This is a genomic window from Phenylobacterium sp. (genome assembly GCF_031984885.1).
Taxonomy (GTDB): domain Bacteria; phylum Pseudomonadota; class Alphaproteobacteria; order Caulobacterales; family Caulobacteraceae; genus Phenylobacterium.
This window is the reverse complement of the sequence record NZ_DAMABV010000001.1, coordinates 1-25885: the sequence shown is the minus strand read 5'-3', so window position 1 is coordinate 25885 and position 25885 is coordinate 1. Positions and strand designations below refer to the sequence as shown.

Below are 25885 nucleotides of genomic sequence, written 5' to 3'. Positions count from 1 at the left end.
CGGCCGTTGATCTTGGTTAACCGGCCGCGTCCAGCTCGCCGCGCTCGATGAGGGCCAGGCGGATCGGCTCCCAGCCGCGGCGGTGGATCGGGCAGGGGCCGAGGGCGCGCAGCGCCTCGACATGGACCTGGGCGTGGTAGCCCTTGTGGCCGGCGAAGCCGTAGCCGGGATAGAGGCCGTCCATCTCGACCATCAGCCGGTCGCGGGCGACCTTGGCCAGGATCGAGGCCGCGGCGATCGAGGCGCTGATCGAGTCGCCTTTGACCACGGTCTTGATTTCACAGGGTAATTTGAATCGGTAGTTGCCGTCGACGAGGGCGAAGGCCGGGGCGATGGCCAGGGCCTCGACGGCGCGGCGCATGGCCAGGCCGGTGGCGTGCAGGATGTTGAGCTCGGCGATCTCGTCCACCGAGGCGAAGCCGACGCCCCAGGCCAGGGCGCTGGCCTTGATCTCCAGCTCCAGGGCGTCGCGGGCCTTGGCGCTGAGCTTCTTCGAATCGTTGAGGCCGCCCGGGACGCGGCCCGGGTCGAGGATCACGGCGCCGGCGCTGACCGGTCCGGCCCAGGGGCCGCGGCCGGCCTCGTCCACCCCGCAGACGGGGCCGCTTGGACAGGCCAGTTCGAGCATCATGTCCGGCATCAACGCACCAGCCGTTTGACTTGTTCGTGGCGGTGGCAGCAGGTCAGGTGGTCGTTGACCAAGCCGGTGGCCTGCATGAAGGCGTAGACGATCACCGGGCCGACGAACTTGAAACCCTTGGCTTTCAAGGCCTTGGACATTTCCTCGGCGACGCGGGTCTGGGCCGGGACCTGGCCGATCTCGCTCCACTGGTTCTGGATCACCCGCCCGTTGGTGAAGCTCCACAGGAACTGGCTGAAGTCCTCGCCCGCCTCGCGCATGTCGAGATAGATCCGCGCGCCCTGAATGGCGGCGTCGATCTTGGCGTTCGAGCGGACGATGCCGGCGTTGGCCATCAGGGCGGCGCGCTCGGCCTCGCCGAAGCGGGCGACGACCTCCGGATCGAAGCCCGCAAAGGCCTCGCGGAAGGCCTCGCGCTTGCGCAGGATGGTGATCCAGGCGAGGCCGGCCTGGAAGCCGTCGAGCACGAGCTTCTCCCAGAGGGCGCGGGAATCGTACTCCGGCACGCCCCATTCGGTGTCGTGATAGGCCTCGTAGAGGGCGTCGCCGGCCATGCCGCGCCAGCCGCATCGAATCAGGTCGCCGGTCATGGGCGCAGTCTTGGCTTTCGGCGGGGAGGGCTTCAAGCGCTGGCGATCCATCGGCAGGTTTCCGTCCGCCGCCTTGCAGCAAACTGACGATAGGGCCGCCAGGGCGCCGGTTGTCGCGGGGCGACGCGATCGGCGGCGCTTCGCGCCGGCGCGCCGGCGGCTTGTGCGCCAGGGCGTTGGAGCCCTATCGGCGTTTCGGCAGGTTTTTCGCCGGCCCTGACGAATGATCGCCGCGAGCGCGACGGAAAGCGCCTCATCTCCCGTTCAGGAGAGTGGAGGCAGTTAGCCGCAGAGCTGTCGCCTCATTCCTCCTCCTCCCCCCATGACTGGATCGTGTCTCGTGAGTTCATCGTCGCCTCCCCGCCGGATCGCCGTTCGCCTGCTGACCGGGGTCGCCGTCGCCGCGCTGGCGGCCGGTTCCGCCCTGGCCCAGAGCGACGAGTATGACGTCGACACCGAGGTCGAGGAGCTGGTGGTCGTGGCCGGCCAGCGAACCCTGCCCGGCGCGGTGATCGGCGACATCACCCCGGAGCTGTCGATCTCGCCGCGCGAGATCCGGGCCTATGGCGCGGCCAACGTGACCGAGCTGCTCTCGGCGCTGGCGCCGCAGACGGCCAGCGGCCAGGGCGGCGGGCGGCCGGTGGTGCTGATCAACGGCGGCCGGGTCTCGGGCTGGCAGGAGGTGCGCGACCTGCCCACCGAGGCGATCGTGCGGGTCGACATCCTGCCCGAGGAAGTCTCGCTGAAGTACGGCTACCCGGCCGAGCAGAAGGTCGTGAACATCGTCCTGCGCCAGCGCTTCAAGGCCTGGCTGGCCGAGGGGACGGCATCGACCCCGACCCAGGACGGCGGCGGCCAGAGCGGGACGGCGCACGGCTCGCTGCTGCACATCCTGCGCGGCCAGCGGCTGATGCTGGACGCCAAGGTCACCGATAGCGAGCCGATCTACGAGGGCGAGCGCGACGTCGAGGGCGGCGAGGGCGACTTCCGCACCCTGTCGCCGAAGTCCAGCAACGTGGCGCTGAACGCCATCCTGGCCCGGCCGCTGGGCGAGGGGATGTCGGGAACCCTGAACGGGACCTTCGAGAGCGGCGAGAGCGAGTCGCGGCTGGGCCTCTCGCCGCTGTCCTCGGAGGCGCTGACCCGGACGTCGGACACCCGGAGCGGCCGCCTGGCCGCGGCGGCGAACGGGGCGCTGGCCGGCTGGCAGTGGTCCTATACCGGCGAGGTCAGCCGCGACGAGACCAAGACCCGCACCGACCGGGCGCTCGAGGGGCTGGCCTATACCGACCGCACCAAGAGCGTCAGCACCTCGGCGCAGTCGGACATCGTGCTCAACAAGGCGCTGTGGGAGCTGCCGGCCGGGCAGGTCAGCTCGACCCTGACGGCGCGGGTCTCGACCACGCGGCTGGAGAGCGACGCCGAACGGACGCTGGTGCGCCAGTCGACCGACCTGGACCGCAGCATCGGCCAACTGCAGGCCAGTTTCGACGTGCCGCTGACCCGGGCCGGCGAGGGGCTGGGCGAGCACATCGGCAAGCTGTCGGCCAACCTGAACCTCGGCTACCAGCACCTGTCGGACTTCGGCGACCTGGAGACGCTGGGGGCGGGGCTGAACTGGACGCCGGTCAAGCCGGTGCGGGTGCTGGCCTCGTTCAGCCGCACCGACCAGGCCCCGAGCATGAACCAGTTGGGCGACCCGCTGACCACCACGCCGGGCGTGCGGGTGTTCGATTTCCAGCGCGGCGAGAGCGTCGAGGTGACGCAGATCACCGGCGGCATCCAGGACCTGGACGCCAGCCAGCGCGACGTCTTCAAGCTGGGCGTGACCTACAAGCCGTTCGATGCGACCAACCTGACGCTGCAGGCGAACTTCGTCTCGACCCGCACCAGCGACGCCATCGCCGCGTTCCCCTCGGCTTCGACCCAGGTGGAGGACGCCTTCCCCGAGCGCTTCGTGCGCAACGCCGAGGGCGAGCTGCTGGTGATCGACGCGCGGCCGGTGAACTTCGCCAAGCAGTCGCGCGACGAGCTGCGCTGGGGCTTCACCTATTCGCGGCCGGTGGGGCCGCAGCCGAACCCGGACGAGTTCCGGCGGCGGATGCAGGCGGCCCAGGCCGGCCAAGGGGGACAGGGCGGCCAAGGGGCTCAAGGCGCCGCGGCGGCTCCGGGCGCGGCGCAGGGCGGGCAGGCTCAGCCGGGCCAGGCCGCGCAGGGCGAGCGGCCCCCGGAAGGGCCCGCGCCCGGCGGCGAGGGCCCGCGGATGGGCGGTCCTGGCATGGGGATGGGCGGTCCCGGCGGCGGGCGCGGCCCCGGCGGCTTCGGCGGCGGCGGTCCGCGCGGCGGGGTCTTCCAGTTCGGCGTCTATCATACGGTGGCGTTCCGCGACGACGTGCTGATCCGGCCGGGCGTGCCTGAGCTCGACCTGCTGGACGGGGCGGCGCTGGGCTCGGGCGGCGGCTCGCCGCGCAACCAGGTCGACGTGCAGGGCAACTACACCCGCAACGGGCTGGGCGCGGCGGTGAACGCCAAGTGGCAGAGCGCCACCCATGTCGACGGCGGGCCGAGCGGCGACGACCTGAAGTTCTCGGACCTGACCACCGTGAACCTGCGCCTGTTCGCCGACCTCGGCATGCAGCCGATCGCCCGCGAGCACCGCTGGCTGCGCGGCATGCGCGCCACCCTGGCGGTCGACAACCTGTTCGACGCGCGCCAGGACGTGACCACGCCGCAGGGGACGACGCCGATCAGCTATCAGCCCGACCTGATGGACCCGGTCGGCCGCTCGGTGCGCCTGACGGTGCGCAAGCTGTTCTTCTGAGGACGGTGGTCTAGGCTCGCTCCCAGCATGAGGGCCATCGCGTGGACGCTGGCCCATTTCCTCCCCTGCGTCAGCGGGGGAGGGGGAGGAAAACGAGGGGGCTCTGCAGCCCTGTGGCCGGACGGAGGAGGAAGGCATGGCCTTCGATGGGTTCAGGCTCGAGCAGATCGACGTCGGCGAGGCGGTGCTGCGGGTGCGGCATGGCGGTTCGGGGCCGCCGCTGCTGTTGCTGCACGGCTATCCGCAGACCCACATGATGTGGGGCAAGATCGCCGGGGAGCTGGCCAGGGACTTCACGGTGGTGGCGCCGGACCTGCGCGGCTATGGCGGCAGTTCCAAGCCGCCGACGACGGAGGACCACGAGCCCTATTCGAAGCGGGCGATGGCGCGCGACGCGGTGGCGCTGATGGCGAAGCTGGGGTTCGCGCGCTTCGACCTGGTCGGGCACGACCGCGGCGGGCGGACGGCCTACCGGCTGGCGCTGGACGCCCCGCAGGCGGTGGGCAAGCTCAGCATCCTCGACATCATCCCGACGGCGGACGTCTGGCGGCTGGCCGACCGGCGCTTTGCGCTGGGCTACTGGCACTGGAGCTTCCTGGCCCAGGCCCATCCGTTCCCGGAGCACTTCATCGCCGCCGACCCGGTGCATTTCGCGTTCCGCATCGCCCAGGGCGCGACCTATTTCGACCCGGCGGCCTATGCCGACTATGTGACGGCGCTGGGCGACCCGGCGGTGATCGCGGCGATGTGCGAGGACTACCGGGCTGGGGCGACCTGCGACGTCAAGGCCGACGAGGCCGACCGCGGGGTCAGGCAGATCGCCGCCCCGACCCAGGTGCTGTGGGGCGCCAAGGGGGCGGTGGGCCACTGGTACGACGTGCTGGAGGTCTGGCGGCCCTGGTGCGCGGACCTGCGCGGCCAGGCGATCGAGGGCGCGGGGCACTTCCTGGCCGAGGAGAAGCCGGCGGAGACGCTGGCGGCGTTGCGGGGGTTCTTGATTTCCTGAGCGCTGGAAAGCCCGCAGGTTCGCCGGCGCGATCTGGTGTTCATGGGTCCCGGTCTTGCTTCGCAAACCGGGATGACACGGGTGGGAGCTTGGCCGCACAGTCCGCGGGATGAGCTATTTCGTCTACATCCTCGCCAGTGGTCGGCATGGGACGCTGTACGTCGGGGTGACGAACAGCCTCGAGAGCCGGGTGACGCAGCACAAGGCCAAGGAAGTCGCGGGGTTCACCAAGCGATATGGCGTCGATCGGCTGGTGTGGTGGCGGGCCTATGGGGAGGTGACCGAGGCCATCCATTTCGAGAAGCAGCTCAAGCGCTGGCGGCGGGAGTGGAAGGTTCGGCTGATCGAGGCGGAGAACCCGGACTGGGGTGATCTCTATCTGACGATGATGACGCCCGATCAGCCGCGGTTGGTGTGACCACTCGTGTCATCCCGGTTTGCGAAGCAAGACCGGGACCCATGAACACCAGATCGTGCAGGCAAATCCACGGCTCCGCCCCATCCTGCCCGCCCGGCGCGAATGGGTCCCGGTCTTCGGCTGCGCCGAAACCGGGATGACACTGGGTGTTGACAGCTTCAGTTGGTGTCCAGCCACGCTGGCCTCTCCGCGCGGACTTCGCGGCCTTCGGCGGTGAGGGGGCCTTCGAGGCGGTCGAGGCGGACGAGGGCCATGGCGCGGCCCTGGGCGCCGGAGAGGATCTCGCCGGCGCGGCGTTCGCCGTCGAGGAGGAGTTCGGCGCCGGCGGGCGGCGGCGGGCCGTCGAAGGCCAGCGGCAGCATGCGGTTCTTGATCTGGCCGCGGCGCTTCATGCGCGAGGTGGTCTCCTGGCCGATGAAGCAGCCCTTCTTGAAGTCGATGCCGTGCAGCAGGTCGAAATTGGCCTCGATCGGATAGGTCTGCTCGACGCCCCAGTCGGCCGGGCCGGGCACGCCGAGCGCCAGGCGGTGGGCGTCGTAGGCGGCTTCGTCGGTGGTCGGCGCATCGGCCAGGCCATAGCCGCGCCAGCCGAGGGCCGGCAGGCGGGGGTCGGCGAGCCAGCCGGGGCCGGGATCGGCGCCCCAGGCGGCGAGCACCGGCGTCTCGTCGGCGGCGATCGCGACCTTGGCCCGCAGGCGGTACATGGTCAGGCGCATGACCAGGGCCTCGCGGCTGGCGCGCTCGACGTCGAGCCAGACGCCGTCGTCGCGGCCGACCACGAACAGATCGAACAAAAGCCGTCCCTGGGGGTTCAACAGGGCGCCGAACCGAACCTCGCCGGCGGCGAGGGTTTCGACGTCCTGGGTGATGAGGCCCTGCAGGAAGCTGCGCCAGTCCTCGCCCGCGACGGCGATCAGGGCGCGGCTGGAGAGGACTGCGATCGGGGGCTGGGTGGACATGGGAGAGGAGTTAAGGGCTGCGCGGGTGGAGCGCCAGCGTCAGGAGCCCTATAGATGGACGATGGCGCACGGGTCCTTCCCGATTCTGTTCATCACCGCGACCCGCATCGGCGATGCGGTGCTCTCCTCCGGCCTGATCAAACGACTGCTGGACGAGGTCCCGAACGCGCGATTCACCATCGTCGCGGGCAAGACGGCCGCGCCGCTGTTCGCCGAGACGCCGAACCTCGATCGGCTCATCGTGCTGGAGAAGGCCAAGAACGGCGGCCACTGGTTCAAGCTGTGGCGCGAGGTGCGCCATCGCAAGTGGGGGCTGATCGTCGACCTGCGCGGTTCGGCGATCTCGCAGTTCCTGCGCCGCGAGCGGCGGGCGGTGTTCAAGCGCGGCTCGGGCGGCGGGGTCCACAAGGTGGTCGAGGCCGCGCGGCTGCTGAAGATCGAGGACGATCCGCCCGCGCCCTACCTGTTCACCTCGGCGGCGACCGAGGCCTATGCCGACGAACTGACCGCGGGCAAGGGACCGATCCTGGCCATGGCCCCGGCCGCCAACTGGGTCGGCAAGACCTGGCCGGCGGAGCGGTTCGCGCAGGTGGCGATCCAGTTGCTGGGCGGGCCGATGGCCGGCGGGCGGCTGATGCTGCTGGGCGGGCCCGACGACGGCCGGGCGATCGCGGCGCTGCGCAACGTGGTCCCGCGCGAGCGGACCATCGACCTGGCCGGCAAGGTCGAGCTGCTGGCCGCCTATGCCTGCCTCAAGCGCGCGCAACTGTTCGTCGGCAACGATTCGGGGCTGATGCACATGGCCGCCGCGGCCGGGGCGCCGACCATCGGCCTGTTCGGGCCCTCGGACGACAAGCTCTACGGCCCGTGGGGGCCCAACACCCGCGTAGTGCGCGGCATCCGCAGCTTCGAAAGCATCCGCGAGGTTGACCCGACGCTGTCGCAGGCGCTCTGTCACATGATGGACCTGCCGGTGGACTGGGTGACAGCCGCCGCCAAGGACCTGCTCGCCCAAACCAGTTCCAAAGCCAGTTAAGCCCAGAGACGACACATGCCCGAGACCTTCGACCTCATCGTGAGGGGCGGCGAGGTGGTGAACCATGCCGGCCGCGGCGCGGCCGACGTGGGCGTTCGCGCCGGCAAGATCGTCGAGATCGGCGACCTGTCGCAGGCCAGCGCCGGGGAGGTGTTCGACGCCAGGGGGCTGACCGTGCTGCCCGGCGTGATCGACACCCAGGTCCACTTCCGCGAGCCCGGCCTGGAGTGGAAGGAAGACCTGGAGACCGGCTCGCGCGCCGCCGCCATGGGCGGGGTCGTGGCCGTGTTCGAGATGCCGAACACCGAGCCGACCACCACCGACCCCGACGCCCTGGCCGACAAGCTGGCGCGGGCCAAGGGCCGGATGCACACCGACCACGCCTTCTATGTCGGCGGCACCCACGAGAACGCGCCGTTCCTGGGCGAGCTGGAGCGGCTGCCGGGCTGCTGCGGGATCAAGGTGTTCATGGGCGCCTCGACCGGCAGCCTGCTGGTGCAGGACGACGAGGGCATCGAGCAGGTGCTGCGCCATGTGAACCGCCGCGCGGCGTTCCACTCCGAGGACGAGTACCGGCTGGCCGAGCGCCGGCCGCTGGCCCGCACCGGCGACTGGACCAGCCACGAGGAGGTGCGCGACGCCGCCTCGGCGCTGGAATCGACCCACCGGCTGGTGCGGATCGCCAAGGCGCTGGGCAAGCGCATCCACGTGCTGCACGTGACCACCGCCGAGGAGATCGAGTTCCTGGCCCTGCACAAGGACGTGGCCAGCGTCGAGGTCACGCCCCAGCACCTGACCCTGACCGCGCCGGAAGCCTATGAGCGGCTGAAGGGCTACGCCCAGATGAACCCGCCGATCCGGGGCGCCTATCACCAGGCCGGGCTGTGGCACGGGATCGCCGCGGGCATCGCCGACGTGCTGGGCTCGGACCACGCGCCGCACACGAAGGACGAGAAGGCCCGGCCCTATCCGGCCTCGCCCTCGGGCATGCCCGGCGTGCAGACCCTGGTGCCGGTGATGCTGACCCATGTGAACGAAGGGCGGCTGAGCCTGGAGCGGTTCGTCGACCTGACCAGCCACGGGGCCAACCGGGTGTTCGGCATGGCCGACAAGGGCCGGCTGGCGGTCGGCTACGACGCCGACATCACCGTGGTCGACATGAAGGCCCGGCGGACCATCAGGCACGAGGACATGGCCACCCGCGTCGGCTGGACCCCGTTCGACGGCTTCGAGGCCAAGGGCTGGCCGACCGCGACGATCATCCGCGGCACGGTGGTGATGCGCGACGACGAACTGACGGCGCCTGGCCAGGGCCAGCCGGTGCGATTCGCCGAGACCCTGGGCGGCTGAGGCGAAGTCCCGAGTTCGGGTCTCGGCAACCATTGACGTCCATACTACCGGCGGTGGGAAGTACCCGGCGCGTTCGTGCGCGCCCTGAGCCTCTGTCGCGGGGGAGTAGATGTCGCGATCGAACGCCGCCGAGTCGGGCGGCCCGAGTCTGGTGCTCGTGCAGAGCATCGATGCGCGGGATCTCCTGCCGCTGAGCCTTCGGCATGGGCTTTTCAACCTCGCCACCCTCGGATTCTACGGCTTCTGGGCGCGCGCCCGGATGCGGCGGACGCTGTGGGAGGCCACCGACTTGAACGGCGAGGCGCTGGACTATGGCGGCTCGGGGGCCGAGTTGCTGATCGGCTGCGTGCTGCAGGTGCTGGTGGTCGGGGCGGCGTTGCTGGCCGCGGCGGCGGCGATCCGCGGGCTGGGTCCGTGGGGCGCGCCCGCGGCGCTGGCGGCGGGCGCCTGCGCGGCCCTGGTCGTCGGCTTCTCGCGTTTCGTCGGCTTCGTCTACCTGGCCACCCGCACCGAATGGCGCGGGCAGGTGTTCGAGATGGACGGGTCGTCGGGGGCCTGCGCCCTGGCCGAACTGCGCGACTGGGGGCTGAACCTGCTGACGCTGGGATGGTGGGCGCCGCACGCCGAGCGCCTGCGGGCCCAGGCCCTGTGGGGCGGGCTGCGCCATCCGCACCGGCCGGCGGCCTATGACGCCGCGGCCGCGGCGCGCCGGCCGCTCTACAGCGCCTACGCCATCGGCTGGTTCGGCACGGTGATGATCGGGCTGTTCGCGGCCGGGGTGCTGGGCGGACTGGCCGGAGGCTTCTCGCCCGCCGACCTGCGCGCGCGGCCCGGCTGGAGCCAGGCGGCGGCGCTGGGGGCGCTGGCGCTGGCGGCGTGGCTGGCCCTGGCCGGCGCATGGGCGCCCTACCAGGCGGCGCGGCGCTCGGCGCTGGCGGCGGGGCTCGGCCTGTGGCTGCCGCTGGACTGGCGGGCCTGGGCGCGGCTGCGGGTGGCCAACACGGCGCTGCGCATCGTCTCGCTGGGGATGCTGGCGCCCTATGCCGCGGCGCGCGAGAGCGCCTTCGTCTTTTCCCGCCTGGAGGCCGGGCGGCGGCTGTCGAAGCGGGCCAGGGCCGCGCGGCTGGCCGGCGAGGCGGGGTTCGCCACCGCGCGCCCCGCGATCCCCGCCATGCGCGCCGCCGACCGATGAGCTGCAAATCGGAATGACATGGGTGAGGGGTCAGCGCGGACGACTGCCATCCTTGCAGAGTTTTGGGCCTGAACTGATCTCGAAGCCCTTGAGGTCCTCCATCGAGGTCTCACGACCGTCGGCGTAGACGAGCGCGGCGCCGTTCGCGCAGAAGCGTGTTGCGATCGGGTCTTCCGGGCATCGCGGCCCCTGCTCCGGAAGCAACCGGCATTCCTGCGCCACGGGCAGGGTGGCGGGGATGGTTGTTCCAGCGCCGCATGAGGCGAGCAGGAGCGCCGACAGCACAGCAGTGCTTCTCATGACGAATGCGCCTCCCCCCAGGTCCATGTGAAATCTCGCCTGGCGGGACGGCCGACGCAACTTGCGTTCCGCCGCTTCCCCCCTCGCGCCGCGCCCGCTAAGGCTATGCGCATCATGGACGCCAGAATCCGCCCCACAGACGCCCCGTTCCGCGACGCGCGCTATGCGCCGGCCCGGCTGGAGATCGAGGAGAGGGGCGGCGGGGAGCTGATCCTCACCAATCCGACCGCCTATTCGCGCGATTTCACCACCATGACCCAGGCGCTGGAGCGCTGGGCGCGCGAGGCGCCGACGCGGACCTGGCTGGCCGAACGCTCGGGCGAGGGCTGGCGGCGGACGTCCTTCAGCGAGGCGCGCGACCAGGTGCGGGCGATCGCCGGGGGGCTGCGCGAGCTGGGCGTGGTGGGCGCGCGGCCGCTGCTGATCCTGGCCCGCAACGGGATCGACCACGCGCTGGTCAGCTATGGCGCGATGAGCCAGGGCATGCCGATCGCGCCGGTCTCGCCGCAGTACGGCCTGCCGGGCGCGAACCTGACGCGGCTGGCCCATGCGGTCGAGGTGCTGAGGCCCGCGGCGGTCTACACCGAGGACGCGGGCCTGTTCTCCGAGGCGCTGGAGGCGCCGTTCCTGGCCGGGCTGCCGGTGATCGCGGGCCGGAACGCGCGGCCGGGCGACGTGCCGCTGGCGCGGCTGCTGAGCGCGGCCGGCGTCGAGGCGAGCGCCAAGCCCGACGACCACGCCAAGTACCTACTGACCTCCGGCTCGACCGGCCTGCCCAAGGCGGTGATCTGCCTGCATCGCGGCATCGCGGTGAACTCCGCCCAGATCGCGGCCTGTTTCGCCGACGACGAGCCGCCGGTGATGGTCAATTCCGCCCCCTGGAGCCACAGCCTGGGCGCCAACTCGATCCTGCACATGGCGCTGCACCGCGGCGGGACCCTGCACATCGACGCCGGCCAGCCGGTGGCCGGGCGGTTCGGCGAGACCCTGCGCAACCTGACCGAGGTGGCGACCACCTATCACAACATGGTCCCGGCCGGCTGGATGCTGCTGGCCGGCGAGCTGGAGCGCGACGAGGCGCTGGCGCGGACCTTCTTCGAACAGGTGCGGGTGCTGCAGTACGGCGGCGCGGCCCTGGGCCAGGACACCTGCGACCGCATCCAGGCGGTGGCGCTGGCGAGCGTCGGCGAAAAGATCAGCTTCGCCTCGGGCTACGGCGCGACCGAGACCGGGCCGACGGCCTGCAACGTCCATTGGCCGAACGAGAAGATGGGCCTGATCGGCCTGCCGGTCCCGGGCGCCTCGGTGAAGCTGACGCCGGCGGCGGGCAAGCTGGAGTTCCGGGTGAAGGGGCCGCAGGTCTCGCCGGGCTATCTGGGGCGCCCGGAGCTGTCGGCGCAGAGCTTCGACGCCGAGCGCTTCTACCTGCTGGGCGATGCGGCGCGGTTCATCGACGAGGCCGACCCGCGCGCGGGCCTGGCCTTCGACGGGCGCATCTCGGAGAACTTCAAGCTGGCCAGCGGCACCTTCGTCACGGTCGGCGACCTGCGGGTCAAGGCGGTCTCGGCGGTGGGCGACGCGGTCACCGACGCAGTGGTCTGCGGCGAGGGCCAGGAGGCGGTCGGCCTGCTGTTCTATCCGAACCCGAACCTGCCGCGCGGCGAGATCGAGGCGGCGGTGCGCGCCGGGATCGCGCGGTTCAACGCCGGGGCCAAGGGCTCGGGCGGCAAGGTGGCGCGGGCCCTGGTGCTGGACGGCCCTCCGGACGCCAACGCCGGGGAGATCACCGACAAGGGCTATATCGCCCAGCCGGTCGCCAGGGCGCTGCACGCGCAGGCGGCCGAGCGACTGTTTTCCGAAGCTCCTGATGTGATGGTGTTCTGACGATGAACGGCGCCGACGCCCTGATTACCACCCTCGTCGAAAACGAGGTCACCGCCTGCTTCGCCAATCCCGGCACCAGCGAGATGCAGTTCGTCGCGGCGCTGGACCGCGAGCCGAAGATGCGGCCGGTGCTGTGCCTGTTCGAGGGCGTGGCGACGGGGGCGGCGGACGGCTATGGCCGCATCGCCGAGACGCCGGCCTGCACCCTGCTGCACCTGGGGCCGGGCTATGGCAACGGCCTGGCCAACCTGCACAACGCCCGGCGCGCCTTCACCCCGATCGTCAACGTGATCGGCGACCACGCCACCTATCACCGCCAGTACGACGCGCCGCTGAACTCGGACATCCCGACCATCGTCGGGCCCAATTCGCTGTGGGTGAAGTCGGCCGACAGCCCCGACGCCGTGGCCGAGCTGACCGCCGAGGCGGTCAGCGCCAGCTACGGCCCGCCCGGCGGCCCGGTCAGCCTGATCCTGCCGGCCGACTCGGCCTGGCTGGAAACCACCAAGGGCGCGGTGAAGGCGGTTGTTCCGACCCGCGCGCCGCCGGCGAGCGGCGTGGTCGAGGATGTCGCCAAGAAGGTCCGCGCCGCCGCCAAGCCGGTGCTGCTGCTGGGCGGCCAGGGAACCAGCGCCAAGGCCCTGGAGCAGGCCGCGCGCCTGCAGGCGGCGGGCGTGCGGGTGATGGTCGACACCTTCTGCGCGCGCCAGCCGCGCGGGGCCGGCGTCTTCCAGCCGGCGCGGATGCAGTATTTCGGCGAGGCGGCGCTGGCGGACCTGGAAGGGACCGACCTGATGGTGTTCGTCGGGACGGTGACGCCGGTAGCGTTCTTCGCCTATCCCGACCGGCCGAGCGTGCTGGTCCCCGAGGGCTGCGAGACCCTGACCCTGGCGCAGCGTTCGGAAGACGCGGTGGCGGGCCTGGCGGCCCTGGCCGACGCCCTGGGCGCGCCGGCGAACGGCCCGGCCCAGCCCTACAAGGTGGCCGACGCCGCCCCCACCGGCCCGCTGACCCCGCAGTCGGCGGGGGTGTCGGTGGCGCGTCACCTGCCGGAAGGCGCGATCATCTGCGACGACTCGGTGACCTCGGGCGGCGGCGTCGCCGTGCCCTGCGCCACCGCCAAGGCCCATGACGTGCTGGCCCTGACCGGCGGGGCGATCGGCATCGGCGGGCCGCTGGCGATCGGGGCGGCGGTCGCCGCGCCGGACCGCAAGATCGTCTCGCTGAACGGCGACGGCTCGGCGATGTACACGGTCCAAAGCCTGTGGACGATGGCGCGCGAGAACCAGGACGTGACGGTGGTGGTGTTCGCCAACCACTCCTACCGCATCCTCAACATCGAGATGGGCCGCACCGGCTCGGGCAATCCGGGGCCGTCGGCCAGCAAGCTGCTGGACCTGGGCGACCCGAAGATCGACTGGGTGTCGCTGGCCAAGGGCCTGGGCGTGCCGGCGGTGCGCTGCGAGACGGCCGAGGACTTCGACGCCGCCTTCGCCAGGGCCATGGCCGAGCCCGGCCCGAAGTTCATCGAGGCGGCGATCTAAGGGACGGCTTGGCTTTCCTTCTCCCCTGGCGGGAGAGGGGCGATCGCCCGAAGGGTGGTGGAGGGGGCGAGCCGCAAGCCCATCGCCAGCCGCCGCCCCCTCCACCGGCTGCGCCGGTCCCCCCCATGAATGGGGGAGGAAGGCGCGCTCCATCTGCGCAGGCGTGCGAACAGGCCTGCGCCCAGGCGCGACAGGAGAACTTCGCAACGCAGCATTGACCGAACGGCGCCGGCCGCCGCCCGAAATCAACCACGGATGGCCCTGGCGCCCGCTTCACGTTTTTCATCACAATATGAAATATTGCGCCGCACCATTGATCTTGTGTGCGTCGCAGCATAGATAGCCTTCAGCATTTGGAGGCGATCATGCTGTTTGCTGAATACGAAAACGTCGAAGGTCAGTTGGCTTTCTACCGCGCGGTGAACGCGTTCGTGAGCAAGGTCCTGGCGCGCCTGCGTGGCGACGAAGGTTCGCACCTGCCTTCGCACGCGTAAGCGGCGACCTGAACTGACGAGAAAGGCCCGCGGAGCGATCCGCGGGCCTTTTCGTTTGGGGCGACGTCCTGTTCCCTTGGGTGTCATCCCGGTTTGCGAAGCAAGACCGGGATGACACCTGTTTTTTCTCCGGCGGCGGCTGGCGCAAGCTGCTCGGTGGATTTTGAAACACCAAGCCCACGAAGGACACTAAGAGCACGAAGGCGCCGTGGGGGCGGATGGTGCGGTGCGAGGGGTGGAGTGCGCCTTTGGCGCATTTGTTGTGGGCGTTCTTCCCGTGTCACCCCGGAAAGCCCGCAGGGCTTGTCCGGGACCCATTCGCGCCGCGCCTGACGAATGAGGCGCCGCCCCAAAAGCTCAACTGACTTGATGACACGTGGGGGCGGGGACGGGGGTGACAGGCGCGAGCGGGCCTGACAGAGCTTGGGCATGAAGACGCTCATCGATCCGCGCAATGCGCTGAGCCAGGGGCTGGCGGAGTTGCGGGTCCGCTTCAAGGTTCCGGCCGGCTTTCCGCCGCAGGTGCTGGCGGCCGCTAAGGCGGCGGCGCAGCGCGCGCCGGCCGAGCATGTCGATCGGACGGACCGGCCGTTCGTCACCCTGGACCCGGCGACCTCCACCGACCTGGACCAGGCCTTCGCGATCGAGGCCAGCGGCGGCGACCTGCTGCTGCACTACGCCATCGCCGACGTGTCGTGGTTCGTGCGCGACGGCGACCTGCTGGACCAGGAGGCCTGGAAGCGGGGCGCGACCCTCTACCTGCCCGACGGCAAGGCCAGCCTCTATCCGCGCGAGCTGAGCGAGGGGGCGGCCAGCCTGCTGCCGACCGGGCCGCGGCCGGCGGTGGTGTTCACCGTGCGGGTCGGGCCCTGCGGGGAGGTGCGGCTGGACGGGGTCGAGCGGGCGCTGATCCGCAGCGTCGCCAAGCTGGCCTATGACACGGTCACGCCCGCGGAGCTGCCGGCCGGGTTCGCCGAGCTGGCCGAGCGGGTCAGGGACGCCGAGGCGCGGCGCAGGGCCTCGCGGGTCGATCCGCCCGAGCAGGAGGTGGTGATGGTGGACGGACGGCCGCAACTGCGCTTTCGCCCGCGCTCGCCGGCCGAGGACCAGAACGCGGCGCTGTCGCTGGCGACCAACCTGGCCGTCGCGGCGGCCTTGCAGGCCGGCCGCACCGGCCTGTTCCGGGTGATGCCCGAGCCCGATGCGCGGGCGGTCAAGCGCCTGCGCCAGACCGCCAAGGCGTTCGGCCTGGCCTGGCCGCCGATGGCCAGCCTGGCGCAGTACGAACTGACGCTCGATCCCGCCGACCCGAAGGACGCAGCGTTCATGCTGGCCATCCGGCGGGCCAGCACGGCGGCGTCCTACGTGCCCTATTCCGAGGGCGCGCCGCCCTGGCACGCGGCGATGGCGGCGACCTATGCCCACGCCACGGCGCCGCTGCGGCGGCTGGCCGACCGCTATGTGGTGGACACCGCCCTGGCGATCGCCAACGGCCGGCCGACCCCGCCGGCCGCGGCCGAGGCGTTCGCGAAACTGCCCAAGGTCATGGCCCGGGCCGACGCCCAGGCCGGGCAGATCGACAGGGCGGTGATCGACCTGGCCGAGAGCGTGATGCTGCACGGGCGCGAGGGCGAGAGCTTCCGCGCGGTGGTCACCGACATCGACGAGCGCGGGGCGCGGATGCAGCTATGCGAACTGCCGGTGGTGGCGCGGATCACCGCCCACAAGGTCGAGGTCGGCGACGAGCTGCAGGTGCGGCTGGCTGCCGCCAACCCGCAGGCGCCGCCGGCGGTGTTCGAGCGGATCGCCTAGATCAGGCCGGCTCCAGCGTCGCGAACCGCTCGGCCAGGAAGTCGACCAAGGCCCGCACGGCGGGCATCAGGCCGCGCCGGGTGGGGAAGACGGCATGGATCAGGCCGCTGCGCGGCGCCCAGCCGGCCGGAACCGCGACCAGGGCGCCGGTCCGCAGGGCGTCGCCGAGCATCAGGGTCGGCAACTGGGCGACGCCGGCGCCGGCCAGGGCGGCGGTGCGCAGGGTCTCGAAGTCGTCGGTGGTCAGCACCGGCTCGTGGCGCACCTCGGCCCGGGCGCCGTCCGGTCCCTCCAGCCGCCAGACGTGCTCGCCGGTGGGCGGACCCCAGTCGAGGCTGGGCGCGCCGTGCAGGTCGGCGGGGCTGCGAACCTCGCCCAGGCGGGCGAGCAGGGCCGGCTGGGCGACCAGGCGCTGGGGGCTCTCGCCCAGGGCCCGATGCGCCAGGTCGCTGTCGGCCAGGGGCGGGAAGCGCACGCGCAAGGCCAGGTCGAAGCGCTCGCCGACCACGTCGACGTGCCGGTTGGTGGCTTCCAACTGCAGCTTCACGCGCGGGTAGCGGGCCAGGAATTCGGCCAGGACGGCGGCGACATGGGCGTGCAGCAGGGCGATGGGGCAGGCCAGGCGCACCGTGCCGCACGGCTCGGAGCGCACCTGGTCGACGGCGTCCTGGGCGGCCTCGGCCTCGATCACCATGGCCCGGCAGTGGCGGTAAAACACCTCGCCGACTTCGGTGATGGCGAACTGGCGGGTCGAGCGCTGGATGAGGCGCACGCCGAGCCGTTCCTCGAGCCCGGAGATGCGACGGCTGAGCTTGGACTTCGGGATGCCCAGGGCGCGGCTGGCGGACGCGAAGCCGCCGTGATCGATCACCTGGGCGAAGTAGTAGAGGTCGTTCAGATCCTGCATGTCGTCGTTCTATTTTCAGAACTCTGAGGTCGAAAATCGACGCCTACCGCCGTTATCGTCCCAGGTCTACCTCCTGAGCCAACGTGATTGGGCCAGCTTCAGGAGACCACCATGAAGAAGATACTCGGCGTCTACAGCGCCCCGCGCCCGCACTGGGTCGGCGACGGCTTTCCGGTGCGCTCGCTGTTTTCCTACGACAGCCACGGGCGGCACATGAGCCCGTTCCTGCTGCTGGACTATGCCGGGCCGGCCAAGTTCGAGCCGGCGGTCAAGCCGCGCGGGGTGGGCCAGCATCCGCACCGCGGCTTCGAGACCGTCACCATCGTCTATGACGGCGAGGTCGAGCACCGCGACTCCACCGGCGCCGGCGGCAAGATCGGCCCCGGCGACGTGCAGTGGATGACGGCGGCCTCGGGCATCCTGCACGAGGAGTTCCACTCCCACGACTTCACCCGCGCCGGCGGGACCCTGAAGATGGTCCAGTTGTGGGTGAACCTGCCGGCCAGGGACAAGCTGGCGGCCCCTGGCTACCAGACCCTGCTGGACGCCGAGATCCCCTCGGTCGCCCTGCCGGGCGGGGCGGGCGCAGTGCGGGTGATCGCCGGCGAGTACGGCGGCGGCCGCGGGCCGGCCAGGACCTTCACGCCGATGGACGTCTGGGACATGCGCCTGACGCAGGGCGGGATCAGCCGGTTCGAGATCGAGGAAGGCCGGACCCTGGCGCTGGTCGTGCTGGACGGGGCGATCAACGTCAACGGCCAGGACGTGCGCGAGGCCCAGATGGTGATGCTGGACCGTGACGGCCAGGGCCTGGAGGTCCGGGCCGACACCGACGCGGTGGTGCTGTTGCTCAGCGGCGAGCCGATCGACGAGCCGATCGTCGGCTACGGCCCCTTCGTCATGAACAGCCAGGACGAGATCGCCCAGGCGGTCGCCGACTTCAACCGCGGCCAGTTCGGCCAGATCGCCCACTAGCCCCCCTGGCGTCGTCGGCCCCCCGCCGGCGGCGCCCTTTTCCCCCGAAAGGAACGACCCATGACCAGCGAACCCATCCGCGATCCGGCCAGCGACCACCTGCTGACGCCGCAGAACTCGGCCTTCGTGATCATCGACTACCAGCCGGTGCAGGTGAACTCGATCGCCTCGATGGACCGCCAGCTTCTGGTCAACAACATCGTCGGGACCGCCAAGGCGGCGGTGGCCTACGGCCTGCCGATCGTCCATTCGACGGTCAATGTGAAGACCGGGCTGAACAAGCCGCCGATCCCGCAGCTACGCAAGGTGCTGGACGGCTATCCGACATATGACCGCACGACGATCAACTCGTGGGAGGACGTCGAATTCCGCAAGGCGGTCGAGGCGACCGGCCGCAAGAAACTGATCATGACGGCGCTGTGGACCGAGGCCTGCCTGACCTTCCCGGCGCTGGACGCCCTGAAGGAAGGCTATGAGGTCTATGTGGTCGCCGACGCGGTGGGCGGGACCTCGGTCGCGGCCCACGAGATGGGACTGCGCCGCATCGAACAGGCCGGCGGCAAGATGATCAGCGTGCCGCAACTGTTCTGCGAACTGCAGCGCGACTGGTCGCGCAGCGACACCGTCCCGGCCTTCATGAACCTCTTCATCGAGACCGGCGGCACGGCCGGGATCCAGTTCTCCTACGACCGGACGGACGGCTGAACATCATGAGCGCTCCCGCCAATTTCGAGGGCGCGCGGCCGGTCATCGATCCGGCCGACGCGGTCCTGCTGCTGATCGAGAGCTACGCCAAGGCGCAGGACGTGGCGACCAACCACGAGCTGCTGGATTCCCAGCGCGGCTAGGGAGCCAAGAAAAAAAGGCCCGGGGTCGCCCCCGGGCCTTTCGCTTTGGCGTGGCTGGCGCGGCTTCAGGTGTTGCCGGGCAGCTTGCAGTCCTTGGTGAAGGCGCAGCCGGTGGTGTTCAGCGGGGTCAGGTCGGCGCTGTACTCCATGACGTAGCCCTTCAGGCCGTCGGCGCAGGCGACTTCCATGTAGGTCGTGCCGCTGGCGGTCTTGCCGATGACGCGGGCGTTGGAGACCGCGCAGTCGGCCTTGCCCATCTTCTTCAGGTCGGCGGTGACCGAGCCGTAGCTGTTGACGTCCAGCTTGGTGAACGAGCAGCGGTAGCCGGCGATCGGGGCGCGGGCGCAGTCGTAGACGACCGGCTTGTCGTTCGGGCCGCCGAAGACGCCGACGCCGCCGTCCGGACGGTTGGAGCAGGCCATCTCGACGATGTCCTTGCCGGCCGGGCCGGGGAACGGCGCGTACTTCTCGACTTCGCAGTTGAAGCCCGCCGACTTGGCCAGCCTGGTGTAGAGGCCGTTCTGCTCGGTGACCGCTTCCTTGGTGTCGGTCAGGGTGCAGCCGCCCATGACGCCCTGGGCCTTGGCGCATTCGTAGGTCTGGGCCAGCTTGCCGGCGTCGACGCGGTAGAGGTAGCCCTTGCCGTCGGCGCAGGCGGCCTCGAAGAACGACGAGCCGGTCTGCGACATGCCGACGTACTTCTTCTCCTTCACGGTGCAGCCGTTGTTGGCCGAGGCCGCGATGGTGTCGACCACCGCCAGGCGCTCTTCCTTGGTGCGCAGGGTGCAGGAGATGTTGCTGGTGCCGCCGTCGTACAGCATGCAGTCGCTGGCCTCGACCGGCTGGGCCGCGTCGATCGGCGAGCTGGTCTTCAGCACGTAGCCCTGGGCCGAGCCCTGGCAGGCGACTTCGAGATAGGTGGCGGTGGCGCTTTGGCCGATGCCGCGGGCGGCCTCGGGCGTGCACTGGACCTTGGCGGCGGCCAGGATCGGGCCGAGGTCGGCCTTCGGATCGGCGTTGCCGGGAAGCTTGCAGGCCAGGTTCGACGGCTTGCCGTCCGGACCCGGGGTGCCGGCCTCGATGCAGGTGAACGAGGTGGTCGCGCCGCCCTCGACCGCCGACAGCACGAAGCCGACGCCCTGATCGCAGTCGATCTCGTAGTAGCTGGTGTTGGTCTTGGCCGCCTTGTCGGCGGTCTTGCCGATGAAGAAGGCGTCGGTGACGTTGCAGGCGATGCCGGCGGCCTTGGCGAGGGCCGGAGCTTCAGCCATCCCCTGGGTGCGCGCCTTTTCCGAAATCTCGGCGGCTTTCTTGCCTTGCGAGACGGCCGCCGGCGCCAAGGCCAGCAAGGCCAAGGTGGCGGCCAGCCCCGTGATGAATGGCCTCATGGTTCAAAAACTCCTGGGTGGTTCCCTATTGCGCGGACATAAGCCCCCACAGCGCCAGTGGGTCAAGTTCGTCGTGAACGACGTCTGAACGCGGCTGAGGGTTGCATTTGCCCTGACCAAGAGTGCGGTCAAAATAGGGCGATTACGAGAAGGGGATCTGGCTTTGCGCGACGGTTTCGAAGAGACGCAGGAGCATACCGCCCGGCCGCGGCTGAGCTATCCGTTCGCGGAAGGCCCCGAAGCGGGCGGGGCGGTGGACGTCGCGCCGGGGGTGAAATGGCTGCGCATGCCGCTGGGCGGCTCGCTGGCCTTCATCAACGTCTGGGCGATCGAGGACGGCGAGGGCTGGGCCATCGTCGACACCGGCATGGGCGGTTCCGACACCCAGCAGACCTGGCGCAAGGCGTTCGCCGGCGTGCTGGGCGGCAAGCCGGTGACGCGGGTGTTCGTGACCCACATGCACCCCGACCATATCGGCATGGCCGGCTGGCTGACCCGCAAGTTCCAGTGCCGGCTGTGGATCAGCCGGCTGGAGTTCCTGATGTGCCGCTCGCTGGCGGCCGACACCGGCCGCGAGGCCCCGGCCGACGCGCTGGAATTCTACCGCGCCGCCGGCTGGGACGAGGAGGCGCTGGAGAACTACCGCGCCCGGTTCGGCGGCTTCGGCAAGGGGCTGCACGCCCTGCCCGACGCGTTCCGGCGGCTCTCCGACGGCGACGTGGTGGAGATCGGCGGGCGGCCCTGGGAGGTGGTGGTCGGCTCGGGCCATTCCCCCGAGCACGTCTGCCTGTGGCAGAAGGACCTGAAGCTGTTCATCTCCGGCGACCAGGTGCTGCCGAAGATCTCGTCGAACGTCTCGGTGTTCCCGACCGAGCCGGACGGCGATCCGCTGACCGAGTGGCTGACCACCCTGGCGGCGATCAAGGACCGGGTCAGCGACGACGTGCTGGTGCTGCCGGCGCACAACGAGCCGTTCCATGGGCTGCACGCGCGGATCGACCACCTGATCAGCGGCCACGAGCGGGGGCTCAGCCGGCTGCGCAAGCTGATCGCCGAGCCGAAGCGGGCGGTGGACGTGTTCCCGGTGCTGTTCCGCCGCAAGATCGACCAGTGGGTGCTGGGCATGGCCACCGGCGAGAGCCTGGCGCACCTCAACTGCCTGATGGCGCGCGGCCAGGCGCTCGCCGAGCCGGACGAGGCCGGGGTGATCTGGTACCGGGCGGCTTAGGGCTGCGAGTTCGCGCTTGCGGACGCCAGTCGGGCGCGGCCGAACCGGGTTCTGATCTATCCGGTGTTCATGGGTCCCGGTCCTCGGCTAGCGCCGAAACCGGGATGACACGGGAAAATAGCGCTTCGATCCATGCTCCCTGCCGCGTTAGCATACGGCGTAAGTTCAGGAGCGCATTTCAATGTCCGACCACATTTTGATCGAGAAGTCCGGCGGCGTGCTGACGCTGACCATGAACCGGCCGGAGAAGAAGAACGCGCTGACGCGGGAGATGTACCAGCAACTGGGCGACGCCATCGACCAGGCCGAGTTCGACAAGGACGTGCGCTGCGTCCTGATCCAGGCCAATGGCGACATGTTCACCGCCGGCAACGACATTTCCGACTTCGCGGCGGTCAACGCCGGCGAGTCCTCGGCCAACGAGGCGCGGCGCGGCGGCAATCCGCTGCTAGCGGCGCTGGCGCGGGCCAAGACCCCGCTGATCGCGGCGGTGAACGGCCGCGCGGTGGGCGTGGGCACGACCATGCTGCTGCACTGCGACCTGGTCTATCTGGCCGAGAACGCGCTGCTGACCACGCCGTTCGTGAACCTGGCCCTGGTGCCGGAAGCGGCCTCCAGCGTCACCCTGCCGAGCCGGATCGGCCACGCGCGGGCGTTCTCGATGTTCGTGCTGGGCGAGGCGGTCGATGCGAAGAAGGCGGTCGACTGGGGCATCGCCAACGCGGTCGTGCCGCTGGACGAGCTGCGCGCCAAGGCCCGGGCGGCGGCGGAAGCGGTGGCGGCGCGTCCGCCGGCCGCGGTGGTGATCACCAAGGCGCTGATGCGCGACGAGACGGGCCTGGCCCAGCGCATGGACGAGGAGGGCGCGCACTTCGCCGCCCAGCTCAAGTCCGCCGAGGCCAAGGAGGCGTTCGCCGCCTTCGCCGAGAAGCGCGTCCCCGACTTCAGCAAGGTGTCCTGACCGATGATCCGCTCCCGCTTCGGCGCCTTCACCCCCGCCCGCGTGGTGGCCGGCGACCACGATCTCTCCGGCCGCAACGTCATCGTCACCGGCGGGGCGAGCGGGATCGGCTACGAGACCGCCAAGGCGCTGGCCGCGGCGGGGGCGGACGTCATGCTGGCGGTGCGCGACCGCGTCGCCGGCGAGAAGGCGGCGGCGGCGATGAACGAGGCCATCGGCGCCGACCGGGTGGTGGCCGGGACCCTGGACCTGGCCAGCCTTGGCTCGGTCGGCTCCTTCGTCGACGCCTGGGGCGACCAGCCGCTGGACATCCTGATCAACAACGCCGGGGTGATGGCCACGCCGCTGCTGCGGACCGCCGAGGACCTGGAGCTGCAGATCGGCACCAACCACTTCGGCCATTTCGTGCTGGCCCTGGGCCTGACGCGGGCGCTGCTGAACGCCTCGGACGAGGACCGGCTGGCCCGCGTGGTGGCGCTGTCGTCGATCGGCCACCGGCGCAGCGGCGTCAACTGGGACGACCCCAACTACCTGACTAGGCCCTACGACAAGTGGGAGGCCTACGGCCAGTCGAAGACCGCCAATTCGCTGTTCGCGGTCGGCTACAACGCCCGCTTCGAGGAGCACGGGATCACCGCCAATGCGGTCATGCCCGGCGGCATCATGACCCCGCTGCAGCGCTACCTGCCCAAGGAGGAGATGGTGGCGATGGGCTGGATGGACGAGGAGGGCAATGTCCGCGAGGGCTTCAAGACCCCCGAGCAGGGCGCCTCGACCAGCGTCTGGGCCGCGGTCGGCGAGGAGCTGGAAGGGATCGGCGGGCTCTATCTGGAGGACTGCGCCGAGGCCGGGCCCTGGAGCAAGGACAATCCGGTGAAGGGGGTCATGCCCCACGCGCTGGACCCCGAGGCCGCCGACCGGCTGTGGGCGATGTCCGAAGCGATCACCGGCGTGAGCCTGTGAGCATCCGCGCCAGCCGCGGCGCGAGTTCACCGGTAGGCTGACGCCGGACTTCTTCGTGCCCGAAAGCAGCAAGCCGCCTGGCGTCGTGGTGGGGTGAACTGTTCGAGATGCTCCCCGCCGGGGGAGCTGTCAGCCGCATGGCTGGCTGAGGGGGACTTTGACTCAGCTTGAGAGCAGTCCCCCTCCGTCTCGATGCTGCGCATCGATCCACCTCCTCCAAGAGGGGAGGATCCAAGGGGCTCGCAGCCCGCGGCCTCGAAGTCGGGGACGCTGAGCGGGTCCGCCTTGAAGTAGAGCACGTCGTCAGCGATGAGGGCGAAGAACAACTCGTGGCGGGAGACGCCGCCGAACATCCGGCGGCCGCCGAGGGGGAGAGATGGGCATGGGTCAGGAGAAGACCGCCGCTGCGGCCAAGGTGCACGTGCGGCCGGCGGCCCCGGCGGACGCGCCGCTGATCTATGGCTTCATCCGCGCGCTGGCCGAGTACGAGAAGCTGCTGCACGAGGTCGAGGCGACGGAGGCCGACGTGGCCGGGCACCTGTTCGGCGATCATCCGCGAGCGTTCTGCGACATCGCCGAGGCGGACGGGAGGCCGGTTGGTTTCGCCCTGTGGTTCTACAACTACTCGACCTTCCGCGGGCGGCACGGGATCTATCTGGAAGACCTGTTCGTGATCCCGGAGGCGCGCGGCCTGGGGGCCGGCAAGGCGCTGCTGCGGCGGCTGGCCCAGCGTTGCCGGGACGAGGGGCTGGCGCGGCTGGAATGGTCGGTGCTGGACTGGAACGCGCCCTCGATCGCGTTCTACGATTCGCTGGGGGCGAGCGCGCAGACCGAGTGGATCGTGCGGCGGCTGACGGACGGGCCGCTGAGGGCGCTGGCGGAGGGGTAGGGGGCTTCGCCCCAGTCTTCCCGGTCTTCGGCCGCGCCGAAGCCGGGATGACGCCCTGGGAAGCCTCAAGTCGCCAGGGCGCGCAACTCCCCGCGAGCTTGCCGGATGATCGACCAGGCGGTCGAGAGGAACAGGCTGGCCATGATGGCGGCGACGGCCAGGTCGGCCCATTTCGTGGCGGTCAGCGCGACGATTCCGGCCGCGCAGAGCACCGCGACATTGCCGATGGCGTCGTTGCGCGAGCAGAGCCAGACCGAGCGGACATTGGCGTCGCCGTCGCGGAAGCGCAGCAGCAGCAGGGCCGAGATGACGTTGGCCGAGAGCGCCAGGGCGCCGACCCAGCCCATGGTCACCGCGTCGGGGGCGCCCTCGACGAAGGTGCGCCAGAGCGCGGCGGCGAGGACGTAGAGGCCCATGACCCCCAGGCTGACGCCCTTGACCAGGGCGGCCTTGGAGCGGAAGCCCACGCTCTGGGTCAGGGCGAACAGCGACAGGCCGTAGGTGGCGCTGTCGCCGGCGAAGTCGAGGGCGTCGGCCTGGAGGGCCATGGACCCGGCCAACTGGCCCTGGATCACCTCCAGCGCGAACATGCCGGCGTTGAGGGCGAGCACGATCCAGACGGCGCGGCGGAAGGCGGGGGAGCCGGTCTCGACGGCCCGGGCGGTCGATTCGCAACCGCAGCCGGCCGAGGCGCAGGCGGCGCCCTCGGCGGCAGGCGGCGGAGCCTTGTGTTGGACGATCTGGTAGGTCATGCCTAGATGATGCATCCTATAGTGACTGTAGGAGCAAGAGGCCAATGACGGGCGACATCTCGATCGGCGAACTCTCGCGCCGGGCCGGCGTGAAAGTGACCACCATCCGCTTCTACGAAGGCGCCGGGCTGATGCCCAAGCCGCCGCGCAGCGAAGGCGACCGGCGGCTGTACGACGCCGGGCACGTGCGGCGGCTGAGCTTCATCCGCCATGCGCGCGAGCTGGGCTTCGAGATGGACGACGTGCGCACCCTGCTGGAGCTCAGCGACCGGCCGGACGGATCGTGCGAGCCGGCCGACGAGATCGCCGGCCGCCACCTGCTGGCGGTCGAGGACAAGATCGCCAAGCTGACGGCGCTGAAGGGCGAGCTGGCGCGGATGCTGGAAAGCTGCAGCCACGGGCCGGTGGCCCAATGCCGGGTGATCGAGGCGCTGGCCGACCACCGGCTGTGCGGCGGGGAGCACTGACGGGACCGCATCCGTGGGGGCGTCCCGGTTTGCGGGGGCTTGTTCGCGCCGGGCGGGCGGATGGCGTGATGCGAAGGGTGGAGTGCGCCTTTGGCGCGGTTGTCGCGGGTCTCCTCCCCGTGTCATCCCGGAAAGCCCGCAGGGCTTGTCCGGGACCCATTCGCGCCGAGTTTGACGAATGAGGCGCGGCCGTGCCGGGTTCTGATCCATCCGGTGTTCATGGGTCCCGGTCTTGCTTCGCAAACCGGGATGACACCTGCTTTTTCTGGTGGCGGCTGGGGCAAGCTGCTCGGCGGATTTTGAAACACAAGACCACGAAGGACACGAAGAGCACGAAGGCGCCGTGGGGGCGGATGGTGCGGTGCGAGGGGTGGAGTGCGCCTTTGGCGCATTTGTTGTGGGCGTGCTCCCCGTGTCATCCCGGAAAGCCCGCAGGGCTTGTCCGGGACCCATTCGCGCCG

26 protein-coding genes are annotated in these 25885 nt (G+C 70.6%); 18 read left to right on the top strand and 8 right to left on the bottom strand.

Annotated features, from left to right (window positions below):
* Positions 1-16 precede the first annotated feature (16 nt).
* Complete coding sequence (locus tag RTL41_RS00130) at positions 17-640, bottom strand: ribonuclease HII (RefSeq protein WP_312160103.1); 624 nt, start codon at positions 638-640, stop codon at positions 17-19.
* Positions 640-1230: a DNA-3-methyladenine glycosylase I gene (locus RTL41_RS00125; protein ID WP_312160102.1), complete on the bottom strand. Its 591-nt coding sequence runs from the start codon at positions 1228-1230 to the stop codon at positions 640-642. The genes RTL41_RS00130 and RTL41_RS00125 overlap by 1 nt, the downstream gene beginning before the upstream one ends.
* A gap of 340 nt (positions 1231-1570) precedes the next feature.
* Between RTL41_RS00125 and RTL41_RS00120 the strand changes: the two genes are divergently transcribed.
* From RTL41_RS00120 to RTL41_RS00110, 3 genes are all read left to right on the top strand, one after another.
* The gene (locus tag RTL41_RS00120) at positions 1571-4051 is read left to right on the top strand and encodes a TonB-dependent receptor (protein ID WP_312160101.1); all 2481 of its coding nucleotides are present in this window, start codon (positions 1571-1573) and stop codon (positions 4049-4051) included.
* A gap of 136 nt (positions 4052-4187) precedes the next feature.
* Positions 4188-5057 (top strand): alpha/beta hydrolase, encoded by an 870-nt coding sequence (locus RTL41_RS00115; RefSeq protein WP_312160099.1) that lies wholly within the window; start codon positions 4188-4190, stop codon positions 5055-5057.
* 109 nt (positions 5058-5166) lie between these two features.
* Positions 5167-5475: a GIY-YIG nuclease family protein gene (locus RTL41_RS00110; protein WP_312160097.1), complete on the top strand. Its 309-nt coding sequence runs from the start codon at positions 5167-5169 to the stop codon at positions 5473-5475.
* Between the two features lie 158 nt (positions 5476-5633).
* Here the strand turns inward: RTL41_RS00110 and RTL41_RS00105 are convergent, their stop codons facing one another.
* Complete coding sequence (locus RTL41_RS00105) at positions 5634-6434, bottom strand: folate-binding protein YgfZ (protein ID WP_312160095.1); 801 nt, start codon at positions 6432-6434, stop codon at positions 5634-5636.
* A gap of 61 nt (positions 6435-6495) precedes the next feature.
* On the opposite strand from RTL41_RS00105, the gene RTL41_RS00100 reads away from it, so the two are divergent.
* The 3 genes from RTL41_RS00100 (at position 6496) to RTL41_RS00090 (ending at position 10012) form a co-directional block, all read left to right on the top strand.
* Positions 6496-7470: a glycosyltransferase family 9 protein gene (locus RTL41_RS00100; RefSeq protein WP_312160093.1), complete on the top strand. Its 975-nt coding sequence runs from the start codon at positions 6496-6498 to the stop codon at positions 7468-7470.
* Between the two features lie 15 nt (positions 7471-7485).
* Positions 7486-8820 (top strand): dihydroorotase, encoded by a 1335-nt coding sequence (locus RTL41_RS00095; RefSeq protein ID WP_312160092.1) that lies wholly within the window; start codon positions 7486-7488, stop codon positions 8818-8820.
* 109 nt (positions 8821-8929) lie between these two features.
* On the top strand, positions 8930-10012 hold the full coding sequence (locus tag RTL41_RS00090; protein ID WP_312160091.1) for a DUF898 family protein: 1083 nt from the start codon (positions 8930-8932) through the stop codon (positions 10010-10012).
* A 30-nt stretch (positions 10013-10042) separates the two neighbouring features.
* On the opposite strand, the gene RTL41_RS00085 is transcribed toward RTL41_RS00090, so the two are convergent.
* Complete coding sequence (locus tag RTL41_RS00085) at positions 10043-10312, bottom strand: hypothetical protein (protein ID WP_312160090.1); 270 nt, start codon at positions 10310-10312, stop codon at positions 10043-10045.
* 114 nt (positions 10313-10426) lie between these two features.
* On the opposite strand from RTL41_RS00085, the gene RTL41_RS00080 reads away from it, so the two are divergent.
* From RTL41_RS00080 to RTL41_RS00065, 4 genes are all read left to right on the top strand, one after another.
* Complete coding sequence (locus tag RTL41_RS00080; RefSeq protein WP_312160089.1) at positions 10427-12196, top strand: feruloyl-CoA synthase; 1770 nt, start codon at positions 10427-10429, stop codon at positions 12194-12196.
* A gap of 2 nt (positions 12197-12198) precedes the next feature.
* Positions 12199-13740, top strand: coding sequence for an acetolactate synthase large subunit (locus RTL41_RS00075; protein WP_312160088.1), 1542 nt, complete (start codon positions 12199-12201; stop codon positions 13738-13740).
* A 365-nt stretch (positions 13741-14105) separates the two neighbouring features.
* Complete coding sequence (locus tag RTL41_RS00070) at positions 14106-14234, top strand: hypothetical protein (RefSeq protein WP_312160087.1); 129 nt, start codon at positions 14106-14108, stop codon at positions 14232-14234.
* Positions 14235-14663: 429 nt separating this feature from the next.
* Entirely contained in the window at positions 14664-16046 is a 1383-nt protein-coding gene (locus tag RTL41_RS00065; protein ID WP_312160086.1) for an RNB domain-containing ribonuclease, read from the top strand.
* Between the two features lies 1 nt (position 16047).
* On the opposite strand, the gene RTL41_RS00060 is transcribed toward RTL41_RS00065, so the two are convergent.
* On the bottom strand, positions 16048-16953 hold the full coding sequence (locus RTL41_RS00060) for a LysR family transcriptional regulator (protein ID WP_312160084.1): 906 nt from the start codon (positions 16951-16953) through the stop codon (positions 16048-16050).
* Positions 16954-17064: 111 nt separating this feature from the next.
* Between RTL41_RS00060 and RTL41_RS00055 the strand changes: the two genes are divergently transcribed.
* Genes RTL41_RS00055 through RTL41_RS00045 form a run of 3 tightly spaced genes read left to right on the top strand, consistent with a single transcriptional unit; the run spans position 17065 to position 18776 of the window.
* Positions 17065-17928 carry a pirin family protein gene (locus RTL41_RS00055; RefSeq protein ID WP_312160083.1) on the top strand — a complete coding sequence of 288 codons (864 nt, stop codon included), beginning with the start codon at positions 17065-17067 and terminating at the stop codon, positions 17926-17928.
* Positions 17929-17988: 60 nt separating this feature from the next.
* Positions 17989-18633, top strand: a complete 645-nt coding sequence (locus tag RTL41_RS00050; RefSeq protein WP_312160082.1) for a hydrolase — start codon at positions 17989-17991, stop codon at positions 18631-18633.
* Between the two features lie 5 nt (positions 18634-18638).
* Entirely contained in the window at positions 18639-18776 is a 138-nt protein-coding gene (locus tag RTL41_RS00045; RefSeq protein ID WP_312160081.1) for a hypothetical protein, read from the top strand.
* A 65-nt stretch (positions 18777-18841) separates the two neighbouring features.
* Here the strand turns inward: RTL41_RS00045 and RTL41_RS00040 are convergent, their stop codons facing one another.
* Positions 18842-20164, bottom strand: coding sequence for a hypothetical protein (locus RTL41_RS00040; protein WP_312160080.1), 1323 nt, complete (start codon positions 20162-20164; stop codon positions 18842-18844).
* 163 nt (positions 20165-20327) lie between these two features.
* Here RTL41_RS00040 and RTL41_RS00035 point away from each other — a divergent pair, with 163 nt between their 5' ends.
* From RTL41_RS00035 to RTL41_RS00025, 3 genes are all read left to right on the top strand, one after another.
* Complete coding sequence (locus RTL41_RS00035) at positions 20328-21392, top strand: MBL fold metallo-hydrolase (protein WP_312160078.1); 1065 nt, start codon at positions 20328-20330, stop codon at positions 21390-21392.
* Positions 21393-21573: 181 nt separating this feature from the next.
* Positions 21574-22353 (top strand): enoyl-CoA hydratase-related protein, encoded by a 780-nt coding sequence (locus tag RTL41_RS00030; RefSeq protein ID WP_312160077.1) that lies wholly within the window; start codon positions 21574-21576, stop codon positions 22351-22353.
* Positions 22354-22356: 3 nt separating this feature from the next.
* Positions 22357-23316, top strand: a complete 960-nt coding sequence (locus tag RTL41_RS00025; protein ID WP_312160076.1) for an oxidoreductase — start codon at positions 22357-22359, stop codon at positions 23314-23316.
* Between the two features lie 26 nt (positions 23317-23342).
* Here RTL41_RS00025 and RTL41_RS20835 read toward each other — a convergent pair whose 3' ends face one another.
* Entirely contained in the window at positions 23343-23669 is a 327-nt protein-coding gene (locus RTL41_RS20835) for a TfoX/Sxy family protein (RefSeq protein ID WP_409418290.1), read from the bottom strand.
* 29 nt (positions 23670-23698) lie between these two features.
* Here RTL41_RS20835 and RTL41_RS00015 point away from each other — a divergent pair, with 29 nt between their 5' ends.
* Positions 23699-24205 carry a GNAT family N-acetyltransferase gene (locus RTL41_RS00015; RefSeq protein WP_312160075.1) on the top strand — a complete coding sequence of 169 codons (507 nt, stop codon included), beginning with the start codon at positions 23699-23701 and terminating at the stop codon, positions 24203-24205.
* A gap of 65 nt (positions 24206-24270) precedes the next feature.
* On the opposite strand, the gene RTL41_RS00010 is transcribed toward RTL41_RS00015, so the two are convergent.
* Positions 24271-24957 (bottom strand): cation transporter, encoded by a 687-nt coding sequence (locus RTL41_RS00010; protein WP_312160074.1) that lies wholly within the window; start codon positions 24955-24957, stop codon positions 24271-24273.
* 44 nt (positions 24958-25001) lie between these two features.
* On the opposite strand from RTL41_RS00010, the gene RTL41_RS00005 reads away from it, so the two are divergent.
* Entirely contained in the window at positions 25002-25424 is a 423-nt protein-coding gene (locus RTL41_RS00005) for a helix-turn-helix domain-containing protein (protein ID WP_312160073.1), read from the top strand.
* The last annotated feature ends 461 nt before the right edge of the window (positions 25425-25885 follow it).